This is a genomic window from Streptomyces lateritius, assembly GCF_014649715.1.
GTDB classification, from domain to species: Bacteria; Actinomycetota; Actinomycetes; order Streptomycetales; family Streptomycetaceae; genus Streptomyces; species Streptomyces lateritius.
The window spans coordinates 1-18796 of the sequence record NZ_BMTO01000029.1 but is presented as its reverse complement, the minus strand read 5'-3'; the positions used below and the strand labels follow the sequence as shown (position 1 = coordinate 18796).

Annotated in this window: 15 protein-coding genes; 8 read left to right on the top strand and 7 right to left on the bottom strand. The window is 72.1% G+C overall.

The genetic code is table 11. The features are described from left to right. Nucleotides 1–135: 135 nt before the first annotated feature. Entirely contained in the window at nt 136–1053 is a 918-nt protein-coding gene (locus IE136_RS34505; protein ID WP_189602488.1) for an oxygenase MpaB family protein, read from the top strand. Here IE136_RS34505 and IE136_RS34500 read toward each other — a convergent pair. The 6 genes from IE136_RS34500 to IE136_RS34475 form a co-directional block, all read right to left on the bottom strand. After that, nucleotides 1025–2416, bottom strand: a complete 1392-nt coding sequence (locus IE136_RS34500) for a GH1 family beta-glucosidase (protein ID WP_189602487.1) — start codon at nt 2414–2416, stop codon at nt 1025–1027. The two genes, IE136_RS34505 and IE136_RS34500, sit on opposite strands and share 29 nt — an antisense overlap. An 83-nt stretch (nt 2417–2499) precedes the next feature. After that, nucleotides 2500–3339 (bottom strand): carbohydrate ABC transporter permease, encoded by an 840-nt coding sequence (locus tag IE136_RS34495; RefSeq protein ID WP_189602486.1) that lies wholly within the window; start codon nt 3337–3339, stop codon nt 2500–2502. After that, nucleotides 3336–4307: a carbohydrate ABC transporter permease gene (locus IE136_RS34490; RefSeq protein ID WP_189602485.1), complete on the bottom strand. Its 972-nt coding sequence runs from the start codon at nt 4305–4307 to the stop codon at nt 3336–3338. The genes IE136_RS34495 and IE136_RS34490 overlap by 4 nt, the downstream gene beginning before the upstream one ends. A gap of 139 nt (nt 4308–4446) precedes the next feature. Beyond that, complete coding sequence (locus tag IE136_RS34485) at nt 4447–5751, bottom strand: ABC transporter substrate-binding protein (RefSeq protein ID WP_158992229.1); 1305 nt, start codon at nt 5749–5751, stop codon at nt 4447–4449. Between the two features lie 179 nt (nt 5752–5930). Further along, the gene (locus IE136_RS34480) at nt 5931–6956 is read right to left on the bottom strand and encodes a LacI family DNA-binding transcriptional regulator (RefSeq protein ID WP_189602484.1); all 1026 of its coding nucleotides are present in this window, start codon (nt 6954–6956) and stop codon (nt 5931–5933) included. A gap of 220 nt (nt 6957–7176) precedes the next feature. Further along, the gene (locus tag IE136_RS34475) at nt 7177–8721 is read right to left on the bottom strand and encodes a M1 family metallopeptidase (RefSeq protein WP_189602483.1); all 1545 of its coding nucleotides are present in this window, start codon (nt 8719–8721) and stop codon (nt 7177–7179) included. A 202-nt stretch (nt 8722–8923) separates the two neighbouring features. On the opposite strand from IE136_RS34475, the gene IE136_RS34470 reads away from it, so the two are divergent. From IE136_RS34470 to IE136_RS34455, 4 genes are all read left to right on the top strand, one after another. Then, nucleotides 8924–10915 carry a Xaa-Pro dipeptidyl-peptidase gene (locus IE136_RS34470; protein WP_189602482.1) on the top strand — a complete coding sequence of 664 codons (1992 nt, stop codon included), beginning with the start codon at nt 8924–8926 and terminating at the stop codon, nt 10913–10915. Further along, a complete protein-coding gene (locus IE136_RS34465) occupies nt 10912–12282 on the top strand; it encodes a M14 family metallopeptidase (protein WP_189602481.1) in 1371 nt (456 codons plus the stop codon). The genes IE136_RS34470 and IE136_RS34465 overlap by 4 nt, the downstream gene beginning before the upstream one ends. Nucleotides 12283–12361: 79 nt before the next feature. Continuing rightward, on the top strand, nt 12362–14170 hold the full coding sequence (locus IE136_RS34460) for a BCCT family transporter (RefSeq protein ID WP_373309214.1): 1809 nt from the start codon (nt 12362–12364) through the stop codon (nt 14168–14170). An 80-nt stretch (nt 14171–14250) separates the two neighbouring features. Next, nucleotides 14251–14556 carry a hypothetical protein gene (locus IE136_RS34455; RefSeq protein WP_158992240.1) on the top strand — a complete coding sequence of 102 codons (306 nt, stop codon included), beginning with the start codon at nt 14251–14253 and terminating at the stop codon, nt 14554–14556. A gap of 208 nt (nt 14557–14764) precedes the next feature. Here IE136_RS34455 and IE136_RS34450 read toward each other — a convergent pair whose 3' ends face one another. After that, a complete protein-coding gene (locus IE136_RS34450) occupies nt 14765–15727 on the bottom strand; it encodes an FAD-dependent oxidoreductase (protein ID WP_189602480.1) in 963 nt (320 codons plus the stop codon). A gap of 186 nt (nt 15728–15913) precedes the next feature. Between IE136_RS34450 and IE136_RS34445 the strand changes: the two genes are divergently transcribed. Genes IE136_RS34445 through IE136_RS34435 form a run of 3 tightly spaced genes read left to right on the top strand, consistent with a single transcriptional unit; the run spans nt 15914 to nt 18698 of the window. After that, on the top strand, nt 15914–17551 hold the full coding sequence (locus IE136_RS34445) for an ABC-F family ATP-binding cassette domain-containing protein (RefSeq protein WP_189602479.1): 1638 nt from the start codon (nt 15914–15916) through the stop codon (nt 17549–17551). Further along, nucleotides 17551–18294, top strand: coding sequence for a 2-phosphosulfolactate phosphatase (locus IE136_RS34440; protein WP_189602478.1), 744 nt, complete (start codon nt 17551–17553; stop codon nt 18292–18294). The genes IE136_RS34445 and IE136_RS34440 overlap by 1 nt, the downstream gene beginning before the upstream one ends. After that, entirely contained in the window at nt 18291–18698 is a 408-nt protein-coding gene (locus IE136_RS34435) for a hypothetical protein (RefSeq protein WP_158992246.1), read from the top strand. Before IE136_RS34440 ends, IE136_RS34435 begins: the two co-directional genes overlap by 4 nt. The last annotated feature ends 98 nt before the right edge of the window (nt 18699–18796 follow it).

Sequence of the window (18796 nt, the reverse complement as noted above, 5' to 3'; positions counted from 1 at the left end):
CGGCGCCGACCGCGCCTGACAGACACGCACCGCGAGTCGGGGCCACGTCCCGGGCTGAGGCCCGGGACGTGGCCCCGACCCTTTTGTGCTGTACGTCCGGTCGGGGCAGGCTGGGAACATGAGGAGAACGCCCGTATGACCGGAGCGACCGAGACCACCGAAACCCCCGGGCCCGGGCCCAGGGACCCCGCGCCGCCGCCCGTCGGCGGAGTGCTCTGGAGCGTCGCCGGAGACCTGCGAGGGCTCCTCATGCTGCCCGCCGCGCTGACCCTCCAGGTCGCCCACCCCGCCGTCGGCGCCGGAGTCGACGCGTACTCCGTCTTCCGCACCGACCCCTGGGGCCGCGGCGAGCGTTCCCTGCGCTCCGCCCTGCTCTGGGTGTACGGAGGTGAGGCGGCCGCCGAGGAGGGGCGCCGGCTCCGGCTGCTCCACCGGACCATCCAGGGAACCGACGCCCACGGCCGCCGCTACCACGCGCTCACCCCCGCCAACTACGCGTGGGTGCACGCCACCGGCTTCCCCGTCTACCAGCACGCCCTGCGCTACCTCCACCGCCCGCTGACGGACGCCCAGGAACGGCGGCTCTACGCCGAGTGGCTCCAGGTCGGCCGCGTCCTCGGCATCCACGACCGGGACATGCCGCAGACGATCGAGGAGTTCTGGCCGTACTACCGCAAGATGCTCGCCGAAGAGCTGGAGGCCACCGTCGTCGTACGGGAGCTGGTCGATCCCGGCCGGCCTGTGCCGCCGCCCGACCGTGGCCCGCTGCCGCTCCGGCTGCTGCTCAGGGCGGTGTGGCCGGTGGTCGAGCCCCCGCTCTCCCGCTTCCGACGCTTCATCACCGTCGGCCTGATGCCGCCCGACGCACGTGAGGCCATCGGCCTGGAGTGGACGGACGGACAGGAGCGAGCGCTGCGCCGCTTCGCCCGGGTCGTGAGGACGGTCGTGCCCACACTCCCCGAGCGGCTGCGCTATCTGCCCCCGGCGCGCCTGGCCCGCGCCGAGGCGAGGCGGCGGGGCCGGCTCAGCGGAGCAGTCCACCGCGCGCGATGACCTCCGCGTACCAGCGCGCGCTGTCCTTCGGGGTACGGCGCTGACTCGCGAAGTCCACGTGGACGATCCCGAACCGCTTGCCGTAGCCGTACGCCCACTCGAAGTTGTCGAGCAACGACCACAGGAAGTACCCCCGGACGTCCACCCCGTCGGCGATCGCCCGGTGCGTCGCCGCGAGATGGGCGTCCAGGTACGCCACCCGCTCGGGGTCGTGGACCCGGCCCTCCGGATCGGCGTAGTCGTCGTACGCGGCGCCGTTCTCCGTGATCAGCAGCGGCACGCCCGGCAGCTCGTCGCGGAGCCGGACCAGCAGCTCGTGCAGGCCGGTCGCGTCCACCGGCCAGTCCATCGCCGTCCGGGGCCCCGGCGCGGGCAGGAACCGTACCCGGTCGGCGGCTCCCGGCCATGGGGACGGGGTCTCCGACGTGCCGGCGGCGACGACGGAGGGGGAGTAGTAGTTGATGCCGAGCGAGTCGATCGGCGCGGAGATCGTCTCCAGGTCGCCGTCCCGGACGAAGGACCAGTCCGTGACGTGCCGCGTGTCCTCGACCAGATCGTCCGGCAGGCGGCCGTGGAAGACCGGGTCGAGGAAGATCCGGTTGCCGACGGCGTCGATCCGGCGGGCCGCGTCCACGTCCTCCGGCGCATCCGAAAGTGCTCGGACCGCATGGAGGTTCAGGGTGAGCGAGAGCTCCGTGGAGGACGGCACGGTCTCGCGCAGCACCCGGACGGCGAGGCCGTGGGCGAGATTGAGGTGGTGGGCGGCGCGCAGCGCGGCCCGATCGTCGGTCCGGCCCGGGGCGTGCACGCCGGATCCGTATCCGAGGAAGGCCGCACACCAGGGTTCGTTGAGGGTCGTCCAGGTGGCGATTCGGTCGCCGAGCGCCTCGGCGGCCAGCCCCGCGTACTCGGCGAACCGTTCGGCGGTCGATCGCTCAGGCCAGCCGCCGGCCGCGGTGGAGCCGCTCGCGTCACCGGTCTCCAGCTCCTGCGGCAGGTCCCAGTGGTAGAGCGTGGCGACCGGCCGGATCCCGGCCTCGAGCAGCTCGTCGGAGAGCGCGCGGTAGAAGTCCAACCCCTTCTGATTGGCCGGACCCCGCCCGGTCGGCTGGATCCGGGACCAGGAGACGGAGAACCGGTAGTCGGTCAGACGCATCTCCCTCATCAGGGCCACGTCCTCGCGCATCCGGTGGTAGTGGTCGGCGGCGATGTCCCCCGTGTCCCCGTTGCGCACCTTGCCCGGCGTACGGCTGAAGGTGTCCCAGATGGACGGTGTACGGCCGTCCTCGTGCGCCGCACCCTCGATCTGGTAGGCGGCCGTGGCCGAACCCCAGCGGAAACCGGCGGGGAAGAGAGCGTTCATGGAGGAGAACTCCCGGAATCGGTATCGGTATCGGTCGGGTTTCGGCGCAGGCGCCGTCCCTGCCGGCGGCGTGCCGGCCGGGCTCAGCCCTTGACGGCGCCCTGCATGATGCCGCCGACGATCTGCCGGCCGAGCAGACCGAAGACGAGCAGGACGGGCAGGGTGCCGAGCAGCGTGCCCGCCATGATCACGGACTGGTCGTGGACGTAGCCGCCGCCGAGCTGGCGGAGCGCGACCTGCACGGTGGGTTCCTGCGAGGAGAGGGCGATGATCGGCCAGAAGAAGTCGTTCCAGGCCGCCATGAAAGTGAGCAGCCCGAGCACCGCCATCCCGGGCCGGGCGATCGGCACCACGATCGACCAGAAGATCCGGGCCGAGGAGGCGCCGTCGACGCGGGCCGCCTCGATCAGCTCGTCCGGCAGCGACTGCACCAGGTACTGCCGCATGAAGAAGACCCCGAACGCGGAGACCAGGCCGGGCAGGATCACCGACTGCAGCTGGTTCACCCAGCCCAGCTCGGCGATCAGCATGAAGAGCGGGATCACCCCGAGCTGGGGCGGGATCATCATCGTGCCGACCGTCAGGGCGAGGAGCGCGCCCCGGCCCCGGAAGCGCAGCTTGGCGAAGGCGAAACCGGCCAGCGTGCAGCACAGCACGGTGCCGACGGTGATGGAGCCGGAGACGACCAGGGAGTTGAGGAGCGCCGTGCCGATGTCGGCCTCCTCCATCACCGCCTCGAAGTTGCGGATGAGGTTCGGGCCCGGCAGCAGCGTCGGCGGGACCTGCGCCAGATCGGCGTTGGAGCGGCTGGCGGCGACGATCGTCCAGTAGAAGGGGAAGGCGGAGACGAGCACGGCGAGGACGAGGATCGCGTATGTGATCGTGCCGCCGCGGCCCGTGCGCGGGGTACGGCGCGGGGTCATGCCCGGCCCTCCTCTCGGCGTGAACGGCGGCGCGCGATCAGGGCGTTGATGCCGACAAGGAGCAGGATCAGCAGGAACATCAGCCAGGCGATCGCGGCCGCCCGGCCGAGGTGGAAGAAGCCCCAGCCCTGCTCGTACAGGTAGAGCCCGAGGGTCTGGTACTGGTGCGAGATGCCGCCCGAGGCCGAGCCCTCGAAGAGCAGCGGCTCACCGAAGAGCTGGGTCGCGCCGATGGTGGAGACGACGGCGGTGAAGACGATCGTGGGACGCAGGCCGGGCAGTGTGACGTGGAAGAACTGCCGCCACCGGGAGGCGCCGTCCATCTCCGCCGCCTCGTACAGCTCGGAGGGGATCGACTGCATCCCGGCGAGGTAGATCAGCGCGTTGTAGCCGGTCCAGCGCCAGACGACGATCGAGGAGACGGCGATCTGCGAGGCGAGGGTGCCGTTCTGCCAGTCCACGGGGCCGGCGCCGATGAGCGAGAGCGCGTAGTTGACCAGGCCGAAGTCGCGCCCGAAGAGCTGGGCGAAGACCAGCGTGGCGGCGGCCACGGAGGTGGCGTACGGCAGCAGCATCGCGGTACGGAAGAAGGTCCGGCCGCGCAGCTTGTAGTTGAGCAGATGGGCGAGACCGAGGGCCATCGCGAGCTGCGGGACGGTGGACAGCACCCCGATGGTGAACGTGTTGCGCAACGCGGTCCAGAAGAACTCGTCGGTGAGCAGGGCCGCGTAGTTCCCGAACCCCCGCCACTCCATGTCGCCGGGCGTCTGCAACTCGACGCGGTAGAGCGAGACGAAGGCGGTGTAGAGGAGCGGGAAGAGGCCGAAGGCCGCGAACAGAGTGAAGAACGGGGCGACATAGACGTACGGGACGACGGCGGCCCACCGGCGGCGGCGCGCCCCGGCGGTGGACCGGGCCGACGGCGGCGGGACGGGTGCCGTCGTCGGCCCGGAGGCGGTGAGGGTCACGGTGCGGCCCTTCGGGGTGGCGGGGTGGCGGGATCGGACGAGGGGAGGAGACTGGGCGGCCGTGCCGGGGCCGGATCGCCGGCCGGGTCCGGCACCGGTCGGGGGCTGGACCGGCACGGCCTTCCCGGGCGCTCGGCCGTCAGCCGATCACGTTCTCCACGCCCTTCCGCGCGTTCGACCACGCCTTCTCCGGGGAGGTCCCCTTGCGCTCGACCTCGCTCAGCGCGTTGGTGATCTGGTCGGCGACGTTCTTGTCGTGGACCCCCAGCACCTGAACGGGGGCCTGCTTCGCCGCGTCACCGAAGATCTGGCCGATCGGCGCGCCGGAGAAGTACGGGTCCGTCGCCGACGCGACCTGTGCGATGGCGCCCGTCGAGGAGGGGAAGTTGCCCTGCTTCGTGAAGAGGGTGGCCTGCTGCTCGGGGGCGGTGAGCCACTTGATCAGCTCGTACGCCTCCTTCTTGTGCTTCGCCGCACGCGGTACGGAGAGGTACGAACCGCCCCAGTTCCCCGCTCCGCCGGGCAGTTTGGCGATGTCCCACCTGCCCTTGCCGGCGTCCCCGGCCTGGCCCTTGATGTAACCGAGCATCCACGCGGGGCAGGGGAGCGTCGCGAAGGAGCCGGCGGAGAAGGCCTGGTTCCACTGCGGCGACCACTGGTCGAGCTTGGCGCTCAGTCCGTCCTTCGCCGCCTGCGCCGAAGTCTCCCAGGCGGTCTTGACCGCCGGGTTCTCGGCGTAGATCAGCTTGCCGGAGGCGTCGTAGTAGCGCTCCTTCTCCTGGCCGATCATGACCGTGTACAGGCTGCCGACGCTGTCCAGCCAGGCACTCTTGGCCGGGGCCTTGGCCTTGTACTGCCTGCCGAGCTCCAGATAACCCTCCCAGGTGGACCACTTCCGGGCCAGTTCCGTGCGGTCGGTGGGCAGTCCGGCCTGCTCGAAAAGGTCGGTCCGGTAGCACATGGCCTCGGGGCCGACGTCCGTGCCGAGGCCCAGCACCTTGCCGTCCTTCGTGGTCGCGGCGGACCATTTGGCCTCGGCAAACCCGCCCTTCAGGTCGTTCGCCCCGTACTTGGTCAGGTCCTCGAACTTCTCCGCCTGCTGCTGGGTGACCGAGGCGATCCGCCCGACCTCGATGCCCTGGACGTCGGCGAGTCCGCCCCCGCCGGCCAGCCGGGTCTGAAGGGACTTCCAGTAGTCCTGCTCGTCCTCGGTGTCGGTCTGCTTGATGGTGATGTTCGGGTGGAGCTTCTCGTACGCGGCGTACAGCCCGGCCTCCTTGTAGCCGAACGAGCCGAACAGGTCGACGGTGATCGTGACCTTTCCGCCCGCGCTGTCGGATGCGCCGTCGGATCCACCGGATCCGCAGGCGGCGAGGAGTGCCCCGGCGAGGGCGACCGCTCCGAGGCGGAGCGCGGCCCCTCTGGCGGCTCGGGCAGTGGGCATGGGAAGCCTCCCTTGGCTTCGGGGTCCGTCGAGAACCGCTCCCCGGGCGCTGCCGCCCGCTTCTTGAGAGCGCTCTCAGGAATGCGTCAGGAGCGTGCCTCCCCGGTGCGGTCCCCGTCAAGAGCCGAACCCGTAACAGCTCGATGTACGCGGTCGGTTCACCGCCGGATTCAGATCCCTTACGCGGAGGCGCGCCGCACCAGCTCGGTCGGCGTGATCACGGGTTCCGCGCCCTCGCCGTCGAGGAGGCGCATCAGGATCCGGACCATCAACCGGCCCATTCCCTCAATGTCCTGACGGACCGTCGTGAGCGGCGGATCGGTCGCCTCGGCCACCGACAGCACGTCGTCGAAGCCGACGAGGGCCACGTCCTCGGGCACTCGCAGACCCCGCTCGCGCAGCACGCGCAGAGCGCCGGAGGCCATCAGGTCGTTGGCGGCGAACACGGCGTCCAGGTCGGGGCGCCGGTGGAGCAGCTCGCCCATCGCCCGCGCCCCGCTCTCCTCCGTGAACGCGCCCTCGGCCACCAGGCCGGGATCGCCGCCCGGCAGTTCGTCCCGGTACCCCTCGAGCCGGTCGAGCGCCGACGTCTGGTCGCCCGGTCCCGCGATGTGCGCGATGCTCCGGCGGCCGAGCCCGCGCAGATGGCGCACCGCGGCGCGGGCGCCGCCCCGGTTGTCGCAGTCGACGTACGGGACCGTGAGCGCGCCGTCCGCCTCTTCCCACCCCGGGCGTCCCCCGAAGACCGTGGGGACTTGCACGCGCCGAACGATCTCCGGCAGCTCGTCGTCGTTGTGCAGCGAGAAGGCCAGTGCCCCGTCGACATGGCCGCCCCCGAGGTAGCGGGCGATCCGCTCGTGGTCGCCCGGTCCCTCCACCCAGAGCAGTACCAACTGGGCGTCATGCGCGGTGAGTTCGCGACTGATCCCTCGGACCTGCTGCTCGAAGAACGGGTCCGAGAAGATCCGGAACTCCGGCTCGGCGATGATCACCGCCACGGCTCCGTTGCGCCGGGTCACCAGCGTCCGCGCGGCGTGGTTGGGGATGTAGCCGAGCTCCTCGACGGCCTTGCGCACCTTGTCCACCAGCACCTGGCGGACGCCCGCCCCGCCGTTGACGACACGGGACACCGTCGCCCGGGAGACCCCGGCGCGCTCGGCGACGGCTTCCAGGGTGGGGCGTGTCCCGGACGTCGGTTCGCTCAAGGCTTGCTCCTCACGGGCGGTGCGGTCGGGCTGTGCTGACGGCCGGTGCTGATGGCCTGCGGCGGCACGGTGGATCACGGTGCCGACAGGGACGAGGGTAACGCGTGGCCCCCACACGAGAACCGGCCGGGAACCGCCGGGGAGAGCGCTCTCAGCCGGAAACGGACGTACGCCCCGCCCCGCCGCCCGGAAGGCGGTGGGACAGGGCGCACGGCGCGGATCAGTGCCCGACGTGGCCGGTGTGCTCCTCGTGCTCGTGGATCGTGTTCGTCTCCGCGATCTTCTTCCAGGACCTGGGCTGCGCCGGCCGCACCGGCTTCGCCGCCGTGGCGGCACCCGCCGAGCGCGCCGCCACGCCCGCCTCCGCCGCGGCCGGCGCCGCCGGCTTCACCGGCTGGTAGAGCCAGGTGTCGAAGAGCCCGGCCAGCGGCTTGCCCGAGATCCGCTCCGCGTACCGCACGAAGTCACCGACCTCGGCGTTGCCGTACGCGAACTCCGTCGGCCAGCCCTTCAGCACGGCGAAGAAGTCCTCGTCGCCGATCTCGTTGCGCAGCGCCTGCAAGGCCAGCGCGCCCCGGTCGTACACGGCGATGTGGAACTGGTTCTCCGGCCCCGGGTCACCGGGCTTGACCGTCCAGAACGGGTCCTCGGCCGCGCGAGTCGCGTAGACGTAGTCCGCCAGTTCCTGGGCCGTTCCCTCGCCCTCCTTCTCCGACCACAGCCACTGGCTGTAGCGGGCGAAGCCCTCGTTGACCCAGATGTCCTTCCAGTTGTCGACCGAGACGCTGTCGCCGTACCACTGGTGGGCCAGCTCGTGCACGACCACCGAGACGTTCGCCCCGTTGTTGAACTGCCGCGGGCTGTAGAACGGCCGGGTCTGCGTCTCCAGGGCGTAGCCGCTGGTCACGTTGGGGACGTAGCCGCCGAGGGCGTTGAAGGGGTACGGCCCGAAGACCTCCTCCAGCCACTCCGCGACCTCGGTGGTGCGCTCGATGCTCGCCCGGGCCGCGCCGGCGTTGTCGCCCAGGTCCTTGCTGTAGGCGTTGAGGACCGGCAGGCCGCCCGCCGTCCTGTCGGTGGTGATGTCGAACTTGCCGACGGCCAGCGTGGTCAGATACGTCGCCTGGGGTTTGTTGGAGCGCCAGTTGTACCGCGTCCAGCCGAGCCGTGAGGACTGCGACTGGAGCACGCCGTTGCTGATCGCCTGGGTGCCGTCAGGTACGGAGACCGAGACGTCGAAGGTGGCCTTGTCGAGCGGGTGGTCGTTGGACGGGAACCACCACGCGGCGGAGTCCGGCTCCTGGGCCGCCACGCCGCCGTCGGGAGTGCGGTGCCAGGCCGTCCAGCCGCCGATCTTCACCTCGGAGGGCTTGCCGGCGTACCGCACGACGACCGAGACCGTCCGGTTCTTCTCCAGCGGCGCGACCGGGGTGATCTCCAGCTCCTGCTCGCCGGTCGCGGCGAACCTCGCCTTCTTGCCGTTCACCCGCACCTCGCTCACATCGAGGCCGAGGTCCAGGTTGAAGCGGGAGAGGTTCTGCTTCGTGGTGGCGACGATCGTCGCCGTGCCCTCCAGGAGGTCCGTCTCCGGCTGGTACTTCAGCCGCAGGTCGTAGTGGGAAACGTCGTAACCGCCGTTTCCGCTGGCCGGGTAGTAGGAGTCACCGATGCCCGGGGCGCCGGGGGTGAAGTCGGCCGCCGATGCCGGGATCGCCAGCAGCAGAGAGGCGGCGAGGGCGCTCGGAACGATGATTCTGCGGTGCACAGGGGCTCCAAACGTCAAAGAGGCGTAAGACGCGCGGGTGGTCGTCGGTCCTTGCCGACACTAATCAGACCCCTGAAGCACCGTCATGTCCATGGGCACTCCTGTCACACGATCGCCATTCGGCCGACACGAACACACCCGCACCGCACGGATCGCTACTGCACTCTTTTGTGCGGGAGTTGACCGGGGTACGTTCCGCCCCATGCCGATACCTGTGCGGAGAACCCGTAGAGCTCGTCTGTCGTGCAGAACCCTGGTCGCCGCCGCCACGGCGGCTCTGCTGACCGCCCTCGTCTCCCCGACCGGGGCACAGGCGAAGGCCCCCGCAGGGGAGTCGCGGCCCGTCCACTCCTACGCCGACGCCATCCGCGAGTCTGTCTGGGTGGACACCGGGCTCGACGGTGACGGCGACGGTCGCACCGACCGCGTCGCCGTCGACATCGTCCGTCCCCGCGAGACCGCCGCGGAGGGCCGGAAGATCCCCGTCATCATGGACGCCAGCCCCTACTACGCCTGTTGCGGGCGGGGCAACGAGGGCCAGCGCAAGACGTACGACGCCGCCGGGAACCCCGTCCAGTTCCCGCTCTTCTACGACAACTACTTCGTCCCGCGCGGCTACGCCTTCGTCGCCGTCGACCTCGCGGGCACCAGCCGCTCCGACGGCTGCGACGACGTCGGCGGCCGATCCGACGTCCGGTCCGCCAAGGCCGTCGTCGACTGGCTGAACGGCAGGGCGCGCGGCTACACCTCCCGTACCGGCTCCGACCGTGCCCGGGCCACGAGCTGGACCACCGGCAAGGTCGGCATGATCGGCAAGAGCTGGGACGGCACCGTCGCCAACGGCGTCGCCGCCACCGGGGTCGAGGGGCTGGAGACGATCGTGCCGATCGGTGCGATCTCCTCCTGGTACGACTACTTCCACTCCCAGGGCGCCCCGCTCTACGACGCCAACCCCAGCTGGCTCTCCGACTACGTCAACAGCCCTGAGGCGAAGATCCGTTGCGGAGCCGTCCAGGACCGCATCACCGCCGCCACGCCCTACAGCGGCGACTGGACCCGGGCGTGGAGCGAGCGGAACCACGTGCCGGACGCCGGAAAGGTGAAGGCGAGCGTCTTCGTCGTGCACGGGCAGCAGGACCTGAACGTCCGCGCCAACCACTTCGGCCAGTGGTGGGACGCCCTGGCCGCCCACGGCGTCGAGCGGAAGATCTGGCTCTCCCAGACCGGTCACGTCGACCCCTTCGACTTCCGGCGCGCCGACTGGGTCCGCACCCTGCACCGCTGGTTCGACCACTACCTGCTCGGCTACGACAACGGCATCGACCGCGAGCCGATGGCCGACATCGAGCGCGCCCCGGACCGCTGGACCACCGACCGGGTCTGGCCGCCGCGCGCCACCGGGCGCACGACCCTGCGCCCCGGCCCGGGCGGCGTGGCGGGCGCCGGCACCCTCGGACGTACCCCCGCCGCGCCCGGCACCACCGAGACCTTCACCGACGACCCGAGCCTGGGCGAGAGCGACTGGGCGGCCCGGATCGACACGCGGACACCCGCCAAGGCCGGCTTCGTCACCCGGCCGCTCACCCGTGACCTGCGGCTCTCCGGCTCATCGAAGGTGACCGTCACCGCCACCCCGACGACCACGAGCGCGCATCTGACGGCCGTCCTCGTCGACCTCGGCCCCGACACCATCCGCGACTACACGGCCGCGGGCGAGGGCATCACGACCCTCGCCGAGCGCAGCTGCTGGGGCGCGAGCACCGTCGGCGACAGCGCCTGCTTCAAGGAGACCAAGGCCCGTACGGCGGACGTCGACTTCACGATCGTCAGCCGCGGCTGGGCGGATCTCGGAACGTGGGCGGATCCGGGCAGGGGGCGTCCGCTCACCCCCGGCACGGCGTACACGATGACGCTGAAGCTGGCCGCCACCGACCATGTCGTCCCGGCCGGCCACCGGCTCGCCCTGATCGTCGGCGGCACGGACAAGGACCTCCTCGACCCCCCGTCGACCAGGCCGACCCTCACTCTCGACCTCGCCCGCACGGCGGCCGAACTGCCCCTGGTCGGCGGTGCGGAGGCCTTCGGGCGGGCGACGGCCGGTACGGTCGACGCGCGCCTGGCGCCGACCGGGGGAGCCCTCACCGGTGTCGGGCATCCCCGCTCCGGCCACCCGATCCCGGAGGATGCCCGATGAGCACCCGTGCCCGTACCGATTCCGGCGCCCGTACCCCCACCCGTACGCGTCGCGCGGCGGTCCTCGCCGCGACCGTCGCCGCCCTCGGCCTGCCGTTCCTCGCCGTCCCCGCCGAGGCCGCCGACACCGGTGCCTCGGCGCCGCCCCCGAGGACCGGCTTCGAGACGAGCCGCGGCGACCGATGGACCACCGAGGGGGAGGAGTCGGCGTTCCTGGCCGCCGTGGACCGCGGCAGCGACCGCGTCTCGGTGCGCACCATCGGCACGACGCGGCAGGGCCGCCCGATCCGGCTCGCCACCGTGGGCGCGGCCGGCCGAGCCGGCGCCGGCACCGACGCCCGCGCGGCCGGCGCCCGCACGACCGTGCTGCTCGTGTGCAGCCAGCACGGTGACGAGCCGTCCGGCCGCGAGGCCTGTCTGACCACCGTCCGCGACCTGGCGTACGCCCAGGACCCGGGAACCCGGCGCTTCCTCTCCCGTACCACCGTCCTCGTCGTTCCCACCGCCAACCCCGACGGACGGGAGGCCGACACCCGGGGCAACGCCGACGGGGTGGACATCAACCGCGACCACATCGCCCTCAAGACCGCCGAGGGCCGCGCACTGGCCGCGCTCATCCGTGACCGGCGCCCGGAGGTCGTCTACGACCTGCACGAGTACGGCGGCACCTCGCCCTACTACGACAAGGACCTGCTCGCGCTCTGGCCCCGCAACCTGAACACCGACGCCCATGTGCACGACGAGGCCCACACCCTCTCGGAGTCGTACGTGCGTCCGGCCGCCGGAGCCGCCAGCTTCACCAGCGGGGTCTACGGGATCTGGACCGACCCGCTCACCGGGAAGCCCCTCAAGCAGGTCGCGGGCGACGGCCAGGAGCGGATCCTGCGCAACACGGTCGGCGTCAAGCACGCCGTCGGGCTGCTCGTCGAGACCCGGGTGGAGGCCTTGACCGAGGCGGAGAAGGGCGACCACGCGCGCAACCAGCGGCGCCGGGTCGACACCCAACTCGCCGCGCTGAAGGGAGCCTTCTCCTACGTCGAGGAGCGGCGCGGCCCGCTCTTCGCCGCGACGGCGGCCGCCCGGCACAGCGGGTACGCCGACCGGGGTCCGGTCCTGCTCGGCGGTGCCGACAACGATCCGGCCGAGCCCGCCGAGATCATCGCGGACCCGCCCTGCGGCTACCGGCTCGATCCCGCGCAGTACGCCGAGTTCGGGGACGAACTCGCGCTGCACGGGGTCACCGTCCGCCGTGACGGCGACGGCGGGTTCGTGCCCCTGCGGCAGTCGCTGCGCGCGCTCGTCCCGCTGCTGCTCGACGGCCGGGCCGCCTACCGTCTCACCAGCGGGCAGCCGGTGGCGGTCTGTTGATCCGCTGACTCGGGCGTCCCGTGTGGTACTGCCTTACGGCGAGAGCATTTGTCGTGAGATGCCGTGAAAGGTGCCACTTGTGACGCAGGAGAACCAGAGACCGGACGACCGTCCCGAGGGCGCCGACCGGGGAGGACGGGAAGGGCTGCCGGTGACGGCGGACCTTCCCGGCCTCCCCGAGCACCACCACCGCGCCCGTACCGACCGGATCGTCTTCGGTGTCACCGCCGTCCTCACCGTGGCCTTCGTCGTCTGGGGAGCCACGGCCACGGAGGGTCTGCAGAGCGTCTCCAGCAGCCTCCTCGACGGTCTGATCCGCGACGGCGGCTGGGCGTTCATGCTGGCCGCCTCCGGGTTCGTCGTCTTCGCCCTGTGGCTGGCGGTCAGCCGGTACGGCCGGATCACCCTCGGCCAGGAGACCGAGGGCCCGGAGTTCCGCACCGTGTCGTGGGTCGCGATGATGTTCAGCGCGGGCATGGGCATCGGGCTGATGTTCTACGGGGTGAGCGAACCGCTCGCCCACTACGGCACCGCGCCCCCCGGCACCCACCCCGCCGACTCGGCCGAGCGGATGCAGCTCGCGATGGCCACCACCCTCTTCCACTGGACGCTGCACCCGTGGGCGATCTACGCCGTGGTCGGGCTCGCCATCGCGTACTCCACCTTCCGGCGCCGTCGCCGCCAGACCATCAGCGCCGTCTTCGTCCCGCTGCTGGGGGAGCGGCGGGCGTACGGCGGTCCCGGCCGGGTCATCGACATCCTGGCCATTTTCGCCACTCTCTTCGGCTCGGCCGCCTCGCTGGGGCTCGGGGCGCTCCAGATCGGCAGTGGTGTCGAGGAGTTGGGCTGGCTGGAGAAGACCGGCACCGGCCTCCTGGTCGGCGTCATCGCCGTCCTGACCGTGGCCTTCGTCGTCTCCGCCGTATCCGGTGTCGAGAAGGGCATCCAGTGGCTGTCCAACACGAACATGGTGCTCGCCCTGGTGCTCGCGCTCTTCGTCTTCGTGGCGGGCCCCACCATCATCGTCCTGGATCTGCTCCCCACCTCCGTCGCCGCCTACCTCGGCGACCTGCCGCAGCTGATCGGCCGGACCGAGGCGACCAGCGGTGAGGACATCCACGCCTGGCTGGGCAGCTGGACGGTCTTCTACTGGGCCTGGTGGATCTCCTGGACGCCGTTCGTCGGCATGTTCATCGCCCGCATCAGCCGGGGCCGGACGATCCGCCAGTTCATCGGCGGGGTGATCCTCGTGCCGAGCGCGGTCAGCCTCGTCTGGTTCGCGGTCTTCGGCGGCACGGCGATGAAGCTGGCCGAGCGGGGCGAGCTGGCGGGGGAGACCACCCCGGAGGGGCAACTCTTCGGCGTGCTCCAGGAGTTCCCGATCGCCGACGCCATGAGCCTGCTCGTCATGGTCCTCGTCGGCATCTTCTTCGTGTCGGGCGCGGACGCCGCCTCGATCGTCATGGGCACGCTCTCGCAGCGCGGCGCGTTCGAACCGACCCGCCCCGTGGTCGTGTTCTGGGGCGTGGTGACCGGCGCCGTGGCGGCCATCATGCTGCTCATCGGGGACGGCCAGGGCGACGCGCTCGCCGGTCTGCAGAACCTCACGATCCTCGTGGCGGCGCCGTTCCTGCTCGTGATGATCGGGATGTGCGTGGCGCTCATGCGGGACCTGCGCAAGGACCCGTTGATCGTCCGCGGGGAGGTGGGGCTGGAGGTCGTCGAGTCCGCCGTGATCGCGGGCCACGAGAAGTACGCCGGCGACTTCGAACTCCGGATCGGCCCCGGTACGACGGGGACTTCGGGCTCTACGGCCGCCACCCCGGGGACGGGAGGAGGCACCGGAACGACGACGGGCCCCGGCGCCACGCCGGGTGACGGGCGTTGATCATGGCTGCGCTAAGGTTACCGACCGGTACTGACCATGCCTGTGAACCGGTCCCCACGGCCGGGAAGTTGGAGAAACACATGAAGAACGCGACGCCCCTGCGGCGCACCCTGACCGCTCTCACCGCGACCACTCTGCTGGCCGGGGGTCTGCTGTTCGGCCAGACCGTGACGGCGACGCCCGCGGCGGCCGCCGGTGGCACCAAGATCGTCTGTGAGATCGACAAGATGCGCCAGCAGTCGCACGAACTCCGGGCGAAGGCGGCCAAGCTCCAGCGCCTCGGCGCCACGACGGAGGCCCGCAAGGCCCGCGCGCAGGCCGACGCCCTCGACCGCCGGATCCGCAACTGCATCGACGCGGACAACAACCACAAGCCCTGGAACTGACCCCACACCGTTCGGCCCGATCCCCGGATCGGGCCGAACGGCCGTTCCGGGGCGCTGTGCCCTGGCGGCCCGTCCCGCCGGCCGGTCCGCCTCCGCCGCCGGCCCGTCCCGCCGGCCGGTCCGCCTCCGCCGCCGGCCCGTTCCGCCGTCCCGCCTCCGCCGGCCGTTCCGGTCCGCCTCGCCCGCCGGCCGTTCCCGCCCGCCGGTGTCAGTCCGCGGCGCAGGCCAGGTCCGCCGCCTTCCGGGCGCAGCCCCAGGCGACCGTCACCCCCGCGCCACCGTGACCGTAGTGGTGCACGAGCAGCCCGCCGCCGGGCAGCGGCTCCGCCTCGACCCGGACACCGCCCGTCCGTGCGGGCCGCAGACCCACCCGATGACCCAGAACCCGCGCGTCCCCGATCTCGGGCCGGATCCGGGCGCACCGCGCCACGATCTCCTCGGCCGTCGCCGGATCCGCGTCGAGCCGCTCGTCGCCCTCCTGCGCGGTCCCGCCCAGGACCAGCCGGCCGGGTTGCGGGAAGAAGTACGTCGTCTCGCTCGACGCCGCGTCGGCCGCCGTGAACCACTCGTTGATCCCCGGGTTCTCCACCAGCACCAACTGCCCGCGCACCGGCCTCAGTCGCTCGTCCGACGCGAGCTCCCGCGCTCCGAGCCCCGTGCAGTCGACCACCACCCGGGCCTCCGCCGCGGCCTCGGCGAACCCGGTCACGGTCCGTCGCACCACCACGCCCCCCGCGGCCTCCAACCGCGCCCGCAGCCACCGCAGATGGACCGGCATGTCGATCAGCGGAAGCCGGGCCGCGAGCCCCACCACGTACGGCCCCGGAACCTCCGCCGCCGCCAACTGCCGGAGCCCGGCGACCTCCCCGGCCCAGGAGCCGAGCCCGTCGAGCACCGTGTCCGCGTGGACCCCGGGCACCATCCGGACGCCCGTCGCCACCGGATCGGCCGCGAGCCGCTCGTACACCCGCAGCGACTCCAGCGACCAGCCGCCGACCTCCGCCTCCGGTTCGATCCGGTACGGCCACCACAGGGCGCCCGCTACCGCCGAGGTCGTCCCGGTCACCGCGTCCCGCGACCACACCCGTACCCGCCGGCCGCGCTCCGCCAGGGTCACCGCCGTCGTCAGACCGATGATCCCGCCACCCACCACGATCACCTCAGCGCTCATGCCCGGACCGTAACCCGTCCCCCGACCCGTGGAACATCCCGTCGCCACCGACGCTCCTACCCCGGTCGTGCGGGCCGAGCGCGTCGTCGACCGGAGCCGCCCCTCGACCCGCTGGCCGCCCCCTACGGGCCGGGCACCGCCGGGGAACGCATCCGGTCGCCCCTCTGACCTAGGATTCATTCCCTGATGACTGCCACTCTCGTCGCCAAGGACCTCGCCGCCGGCCACGGCGAACGCTCCCTCTTCGCCGGCCTCGACCTCGTCGTCGCCCCCGGCGACGTCATCGGCCTCGTCGGTGTCAACGGCGCCGGCAAGTCGACCCTGCTGCGCCTGCTCGCCGGCCTCGACACCCCCGAGGAGGGAGAGCTGAAGCTCTCCCCGCCGACCGCCACCGTCGGTCACCTCCCCCAGGAGCCCGAGCGGCGCGAGGGAGAGACCGTACGCGAGTTCCTGGCCCGCCGCACCGGCGTCGCGGCCGCCCAGGCCGCCATGGACGAGGCCACCCAGGGCCTGGTCGACGGGACACCGGGCGCCGACGACGCGTACGCCGTCAGCCTGGAGCGCTGGCTCGACCTCGGCGGCGCCGACCTGGACGAGCGCGCCGAGGAGGTCACCGACTCGCTGGGCCTGACCGTCGGCCTCGACCAGGCCATGACCTCTCTCTCCGGAGGCCAGGCCGCCCGCGCCGGACTCGCCTCACTCCTCCTCTCCCGCTACGACGTCTTCCTCCTCGACGAGCCCACCAACGACCTCGACCTCGACGGACTGGAGCGGCTCGAAGCCTTCGTCCGGGGCCTGCGCGCCGGCACGGTGGTCATCAGCCACGACCGCGAATTCCTCACCCGGACGGTAACCAAGGTCCTCGAGCTCGACCTCGCCCAGCAGCAGATCACCCTCTACGGCGGCGGCTACGAGGCGTACCTGGACGAGCGGGACACCGCCCGCCGCCACGCCCGCGAGGACTTCGAGGAGTACGCGGGCAGGAAGGCCGCCCTCGAAGCGCGCGGCCACATGCAGCGGTCCTGGATGGACAAGGGCGTCAAGAACGCCCGCCGCAAGGCCACCGACAGCGACAAGCTCGGGCGCAACGCCCGCAGCGAGGCCAGCGAGAAGCAGGCCGCGAAGGCCCGCCAGACGCAGCGGATGATCGAGCGGCTCGACGTCGTCGACGAACCCCGCAAGGAGTGGGAGCTGCGGATGGAGATCGCCGCCGCCCCGCGCTCCGGCTCGGTCGTGGCGACGCTGCGCGAGGCGGAGGTCCGCCGCGGCGACTTCCGATTCGGGCCGGCCACCCTCCAGATCGACTGGGCCGACCGGGTCGCCATCACGGGAGCCAACGGGGCCGGCAAGTCGACCCTGCTGGCCGCGCTCCTCGGCCGCCTGCCGCTGGACTCCGGGGACGCCGTCCTCGGCTCCGGCGTCGTCGTCGGCGAGGTCGACCAGGCCCGCAAACTGTTCCACGGCTCGGAGTCCCTGCTCGACGCGTTCTGCGCGGCCGTCCCGGAGACCGAGCCCGCCGAGGTGCGGACCCTCCTCGCGAAGTTCGGTCTCAAGGCCGAGCACGTGCTGCGCCCCGCCACCACGCTCTCCCCGGGCGAGCGCACCCGCGCCGCCCTCGCCCTTCTCCAGGGCCGGGGCGTCAACCTGCTGGTCCTCGACGAGCCGACCAACCACCTGGACCTGCCGGCCATCGAACAGCTGGAGGCCGCGCTGGACACCTACACGGGCACCCTGCTCCTGGTCACCCACGACCGGCGCATGCTGGACGCCGTCCGCACGACCCGTCGGATCGAGGTCGCCGCGGGCAAGGTGACCGAGCTCTGATGGCCGTCACCTTCGGGTGGGGCCCGACGGAGGCCCGCGTCCTCGCGCCGCGAGCGGCATGTGTCGTCGTCGTGGACGTCCTCTCGTTCACGACGTCGGTCGGCGTCGCCGTGGAGGCCGGTACCGCGGTGTACCCGTACCGCTGGCGGGACGCGACGGCGCGGGCGTACGCGGACCGGCGCGACGCGGTCCTCGCCGTCGGCCGGAGCGAGGCGACGCCGGAGCATCCGTGGTCGCTCTCCCCGGCCGCCCTGCGGGCGGCCCCGCCGGCCCCGTGCCTCGTCCTGCCCTCCCCGAACGGCTCGACGATCGCGGCGGAGGCGGGCGACGCACCGGTGGTCGCCGCCTCGCTCCGCAACCGCACGGCGGTCGCCGCCTGGCTCGCGGAACGGGGGTACGGCTCCGAGTCCCGCCCCCTCGTCGTCATCGCATCGGGCGAACGGTGGCCGGACGGCTCCCTGCGGCCCGCCCTGGAGGACCTGCTGGGCGCCGGAGCGGTGCTCTCGGCCCTGCGTGCGGCCCCGGGAGCGGCCGGTGCGCGCGAGCTGAGCCCGGAGGCGACGGCGGCGGCGACGCTGTGGGAGGCGGCCGACGACCCCGTCGCCGCCCTGCACCGATGCGATTCGGGGCGTGAACTGTACGAGTACGGCCATCCGCAGGACGTGGCGGTGGCCGCCGAGGTCGACACCTCGGAGACGGTCCCCGTTCTGAGGGACGGCGCATTCCAGGAGGCAGCACCATGACCGATCTACTGACCCGGCTGACCGAGATGCTCGACGATCTGGACGCGGACGTCGACGAGACGATCGACCTCGCCGACGAGATCGCCGCCTCCGGCGACGCGGGTCTCCTGCCGCGTCTGCAGGCCGAGCTGGACCGCGCCCTCGCCGAACGGAACGCCTACGCCCGTGAGCTCCTGGGCGGTGTCCTCGCCGCCATCGGCGGCCCGGACGCCCTCCCCGCGCTGCTGCGGGCCTCCTCGGTCGACCTCGGGGACGACCAGGACGCGCTGGCAACCGAGATCGTCGAGATCGTCCAGTCCGACCCCCACACCTCCCGCACGGTCCTCCAGCCCCTGACCGAGGACGACGATCTGGCAGTGGCCAACCGCGCCGAATGGGCCCTCCGCTTCCTCCCGAACGCCTAGTGACCTGAGTCGGAGATTCGTCGTTGGTTCGGTATGAGTCGTCCGGGTCCGAAGATTCCGCCGTTGTCGGTGACCGGTGCCCAGCGGGCTGTGCTTGA

What these genes read in the sequence shown, in the direction of transcription:
- IE136_RS34505 (WP_189602488.1), top strand. Translation starts at nt 136, where the DNA reads ATGACCGGAGCGACCGAGACCACCGAAACCCCCGGGCCCGGGCCCAGG.
- IE136_RS34500 (WP_189602487.1), bottom strand. Translation starts at nt 2,416, where the DNA reads ATGAACGCTCTCTTCCCCGCCGGTTTCCGCTGGGGTTCGGCCACGGCC.
- IE136_RS34495 (WP_189602486.1), bottom strand. Translation starts at nt 3,339, where the DNA reads ATGACCCCGCGCCGTACCCCGCGCACGGGCCGCGGCGGCACGATCACA.
- IE136_RS34485 (WP_158992229.1), bottom strand. Translation starts at nt 5,751, where the DNA reads ATGCCCACTGCCCGAGCCGCCAGAGGGGCCGCGCTCCGCCTCGGAGCG.
- IE136_RS34470 (WP_189602482.1), top strand. Translation starts at nt 8,924, where the DNA reads ATGCCGATACCTGTGCGGAGAACCCGTAGAGCTCGTCTGTCGTGCAGA.
- IE136_RS34465 (WP_189602481.1), top strand. Translation starts at nt 10,912, where the DNA reads ATGAGCACCCGTGCCCGTACCGATTCCGGCGCCCGTACCCCCACCCGT.
- IE136_RS34455 (WP_158992240.1), top strand. Translation starts at nt 14,251, where the DNA reads ATGAAGAACGCGACGCCCCTGCGGCGCACCCTGACCGCTCTCACCGCG.
- IE136_RS34450 (WP_189602480.1), bottom strand. Translation starts at nt 15,727, where the DNA reads ATGAGCGCTGAGGTGATCGTGGTGGGTGGCGGGATCATCGGTCTGACG.
- IE136_RS34445 (WP_189602479.1), top strand. Translation starts at nt 15,914, where the DNA reads ATGACTGCCACTCTCGTCGCCAAGGACCTCGCCGCCGGCCACGGCGAA.
- IE136_RS34440 (WP_189602478.1), top strand. Translation starts at nt 17,551, where the DNA reads ATGGCCGTCACCTTCGGGTGGGGCCCGACGGAGGCCCGCGTCCTCGCG.
- IE136_RS34435 (WP_158992246.1), top strand. Translation starts at nt 18,291, where the DNA reads ATGACCGATCTACTGACCCGGCTGACCGAGATGCTCGACGATCTGGAC.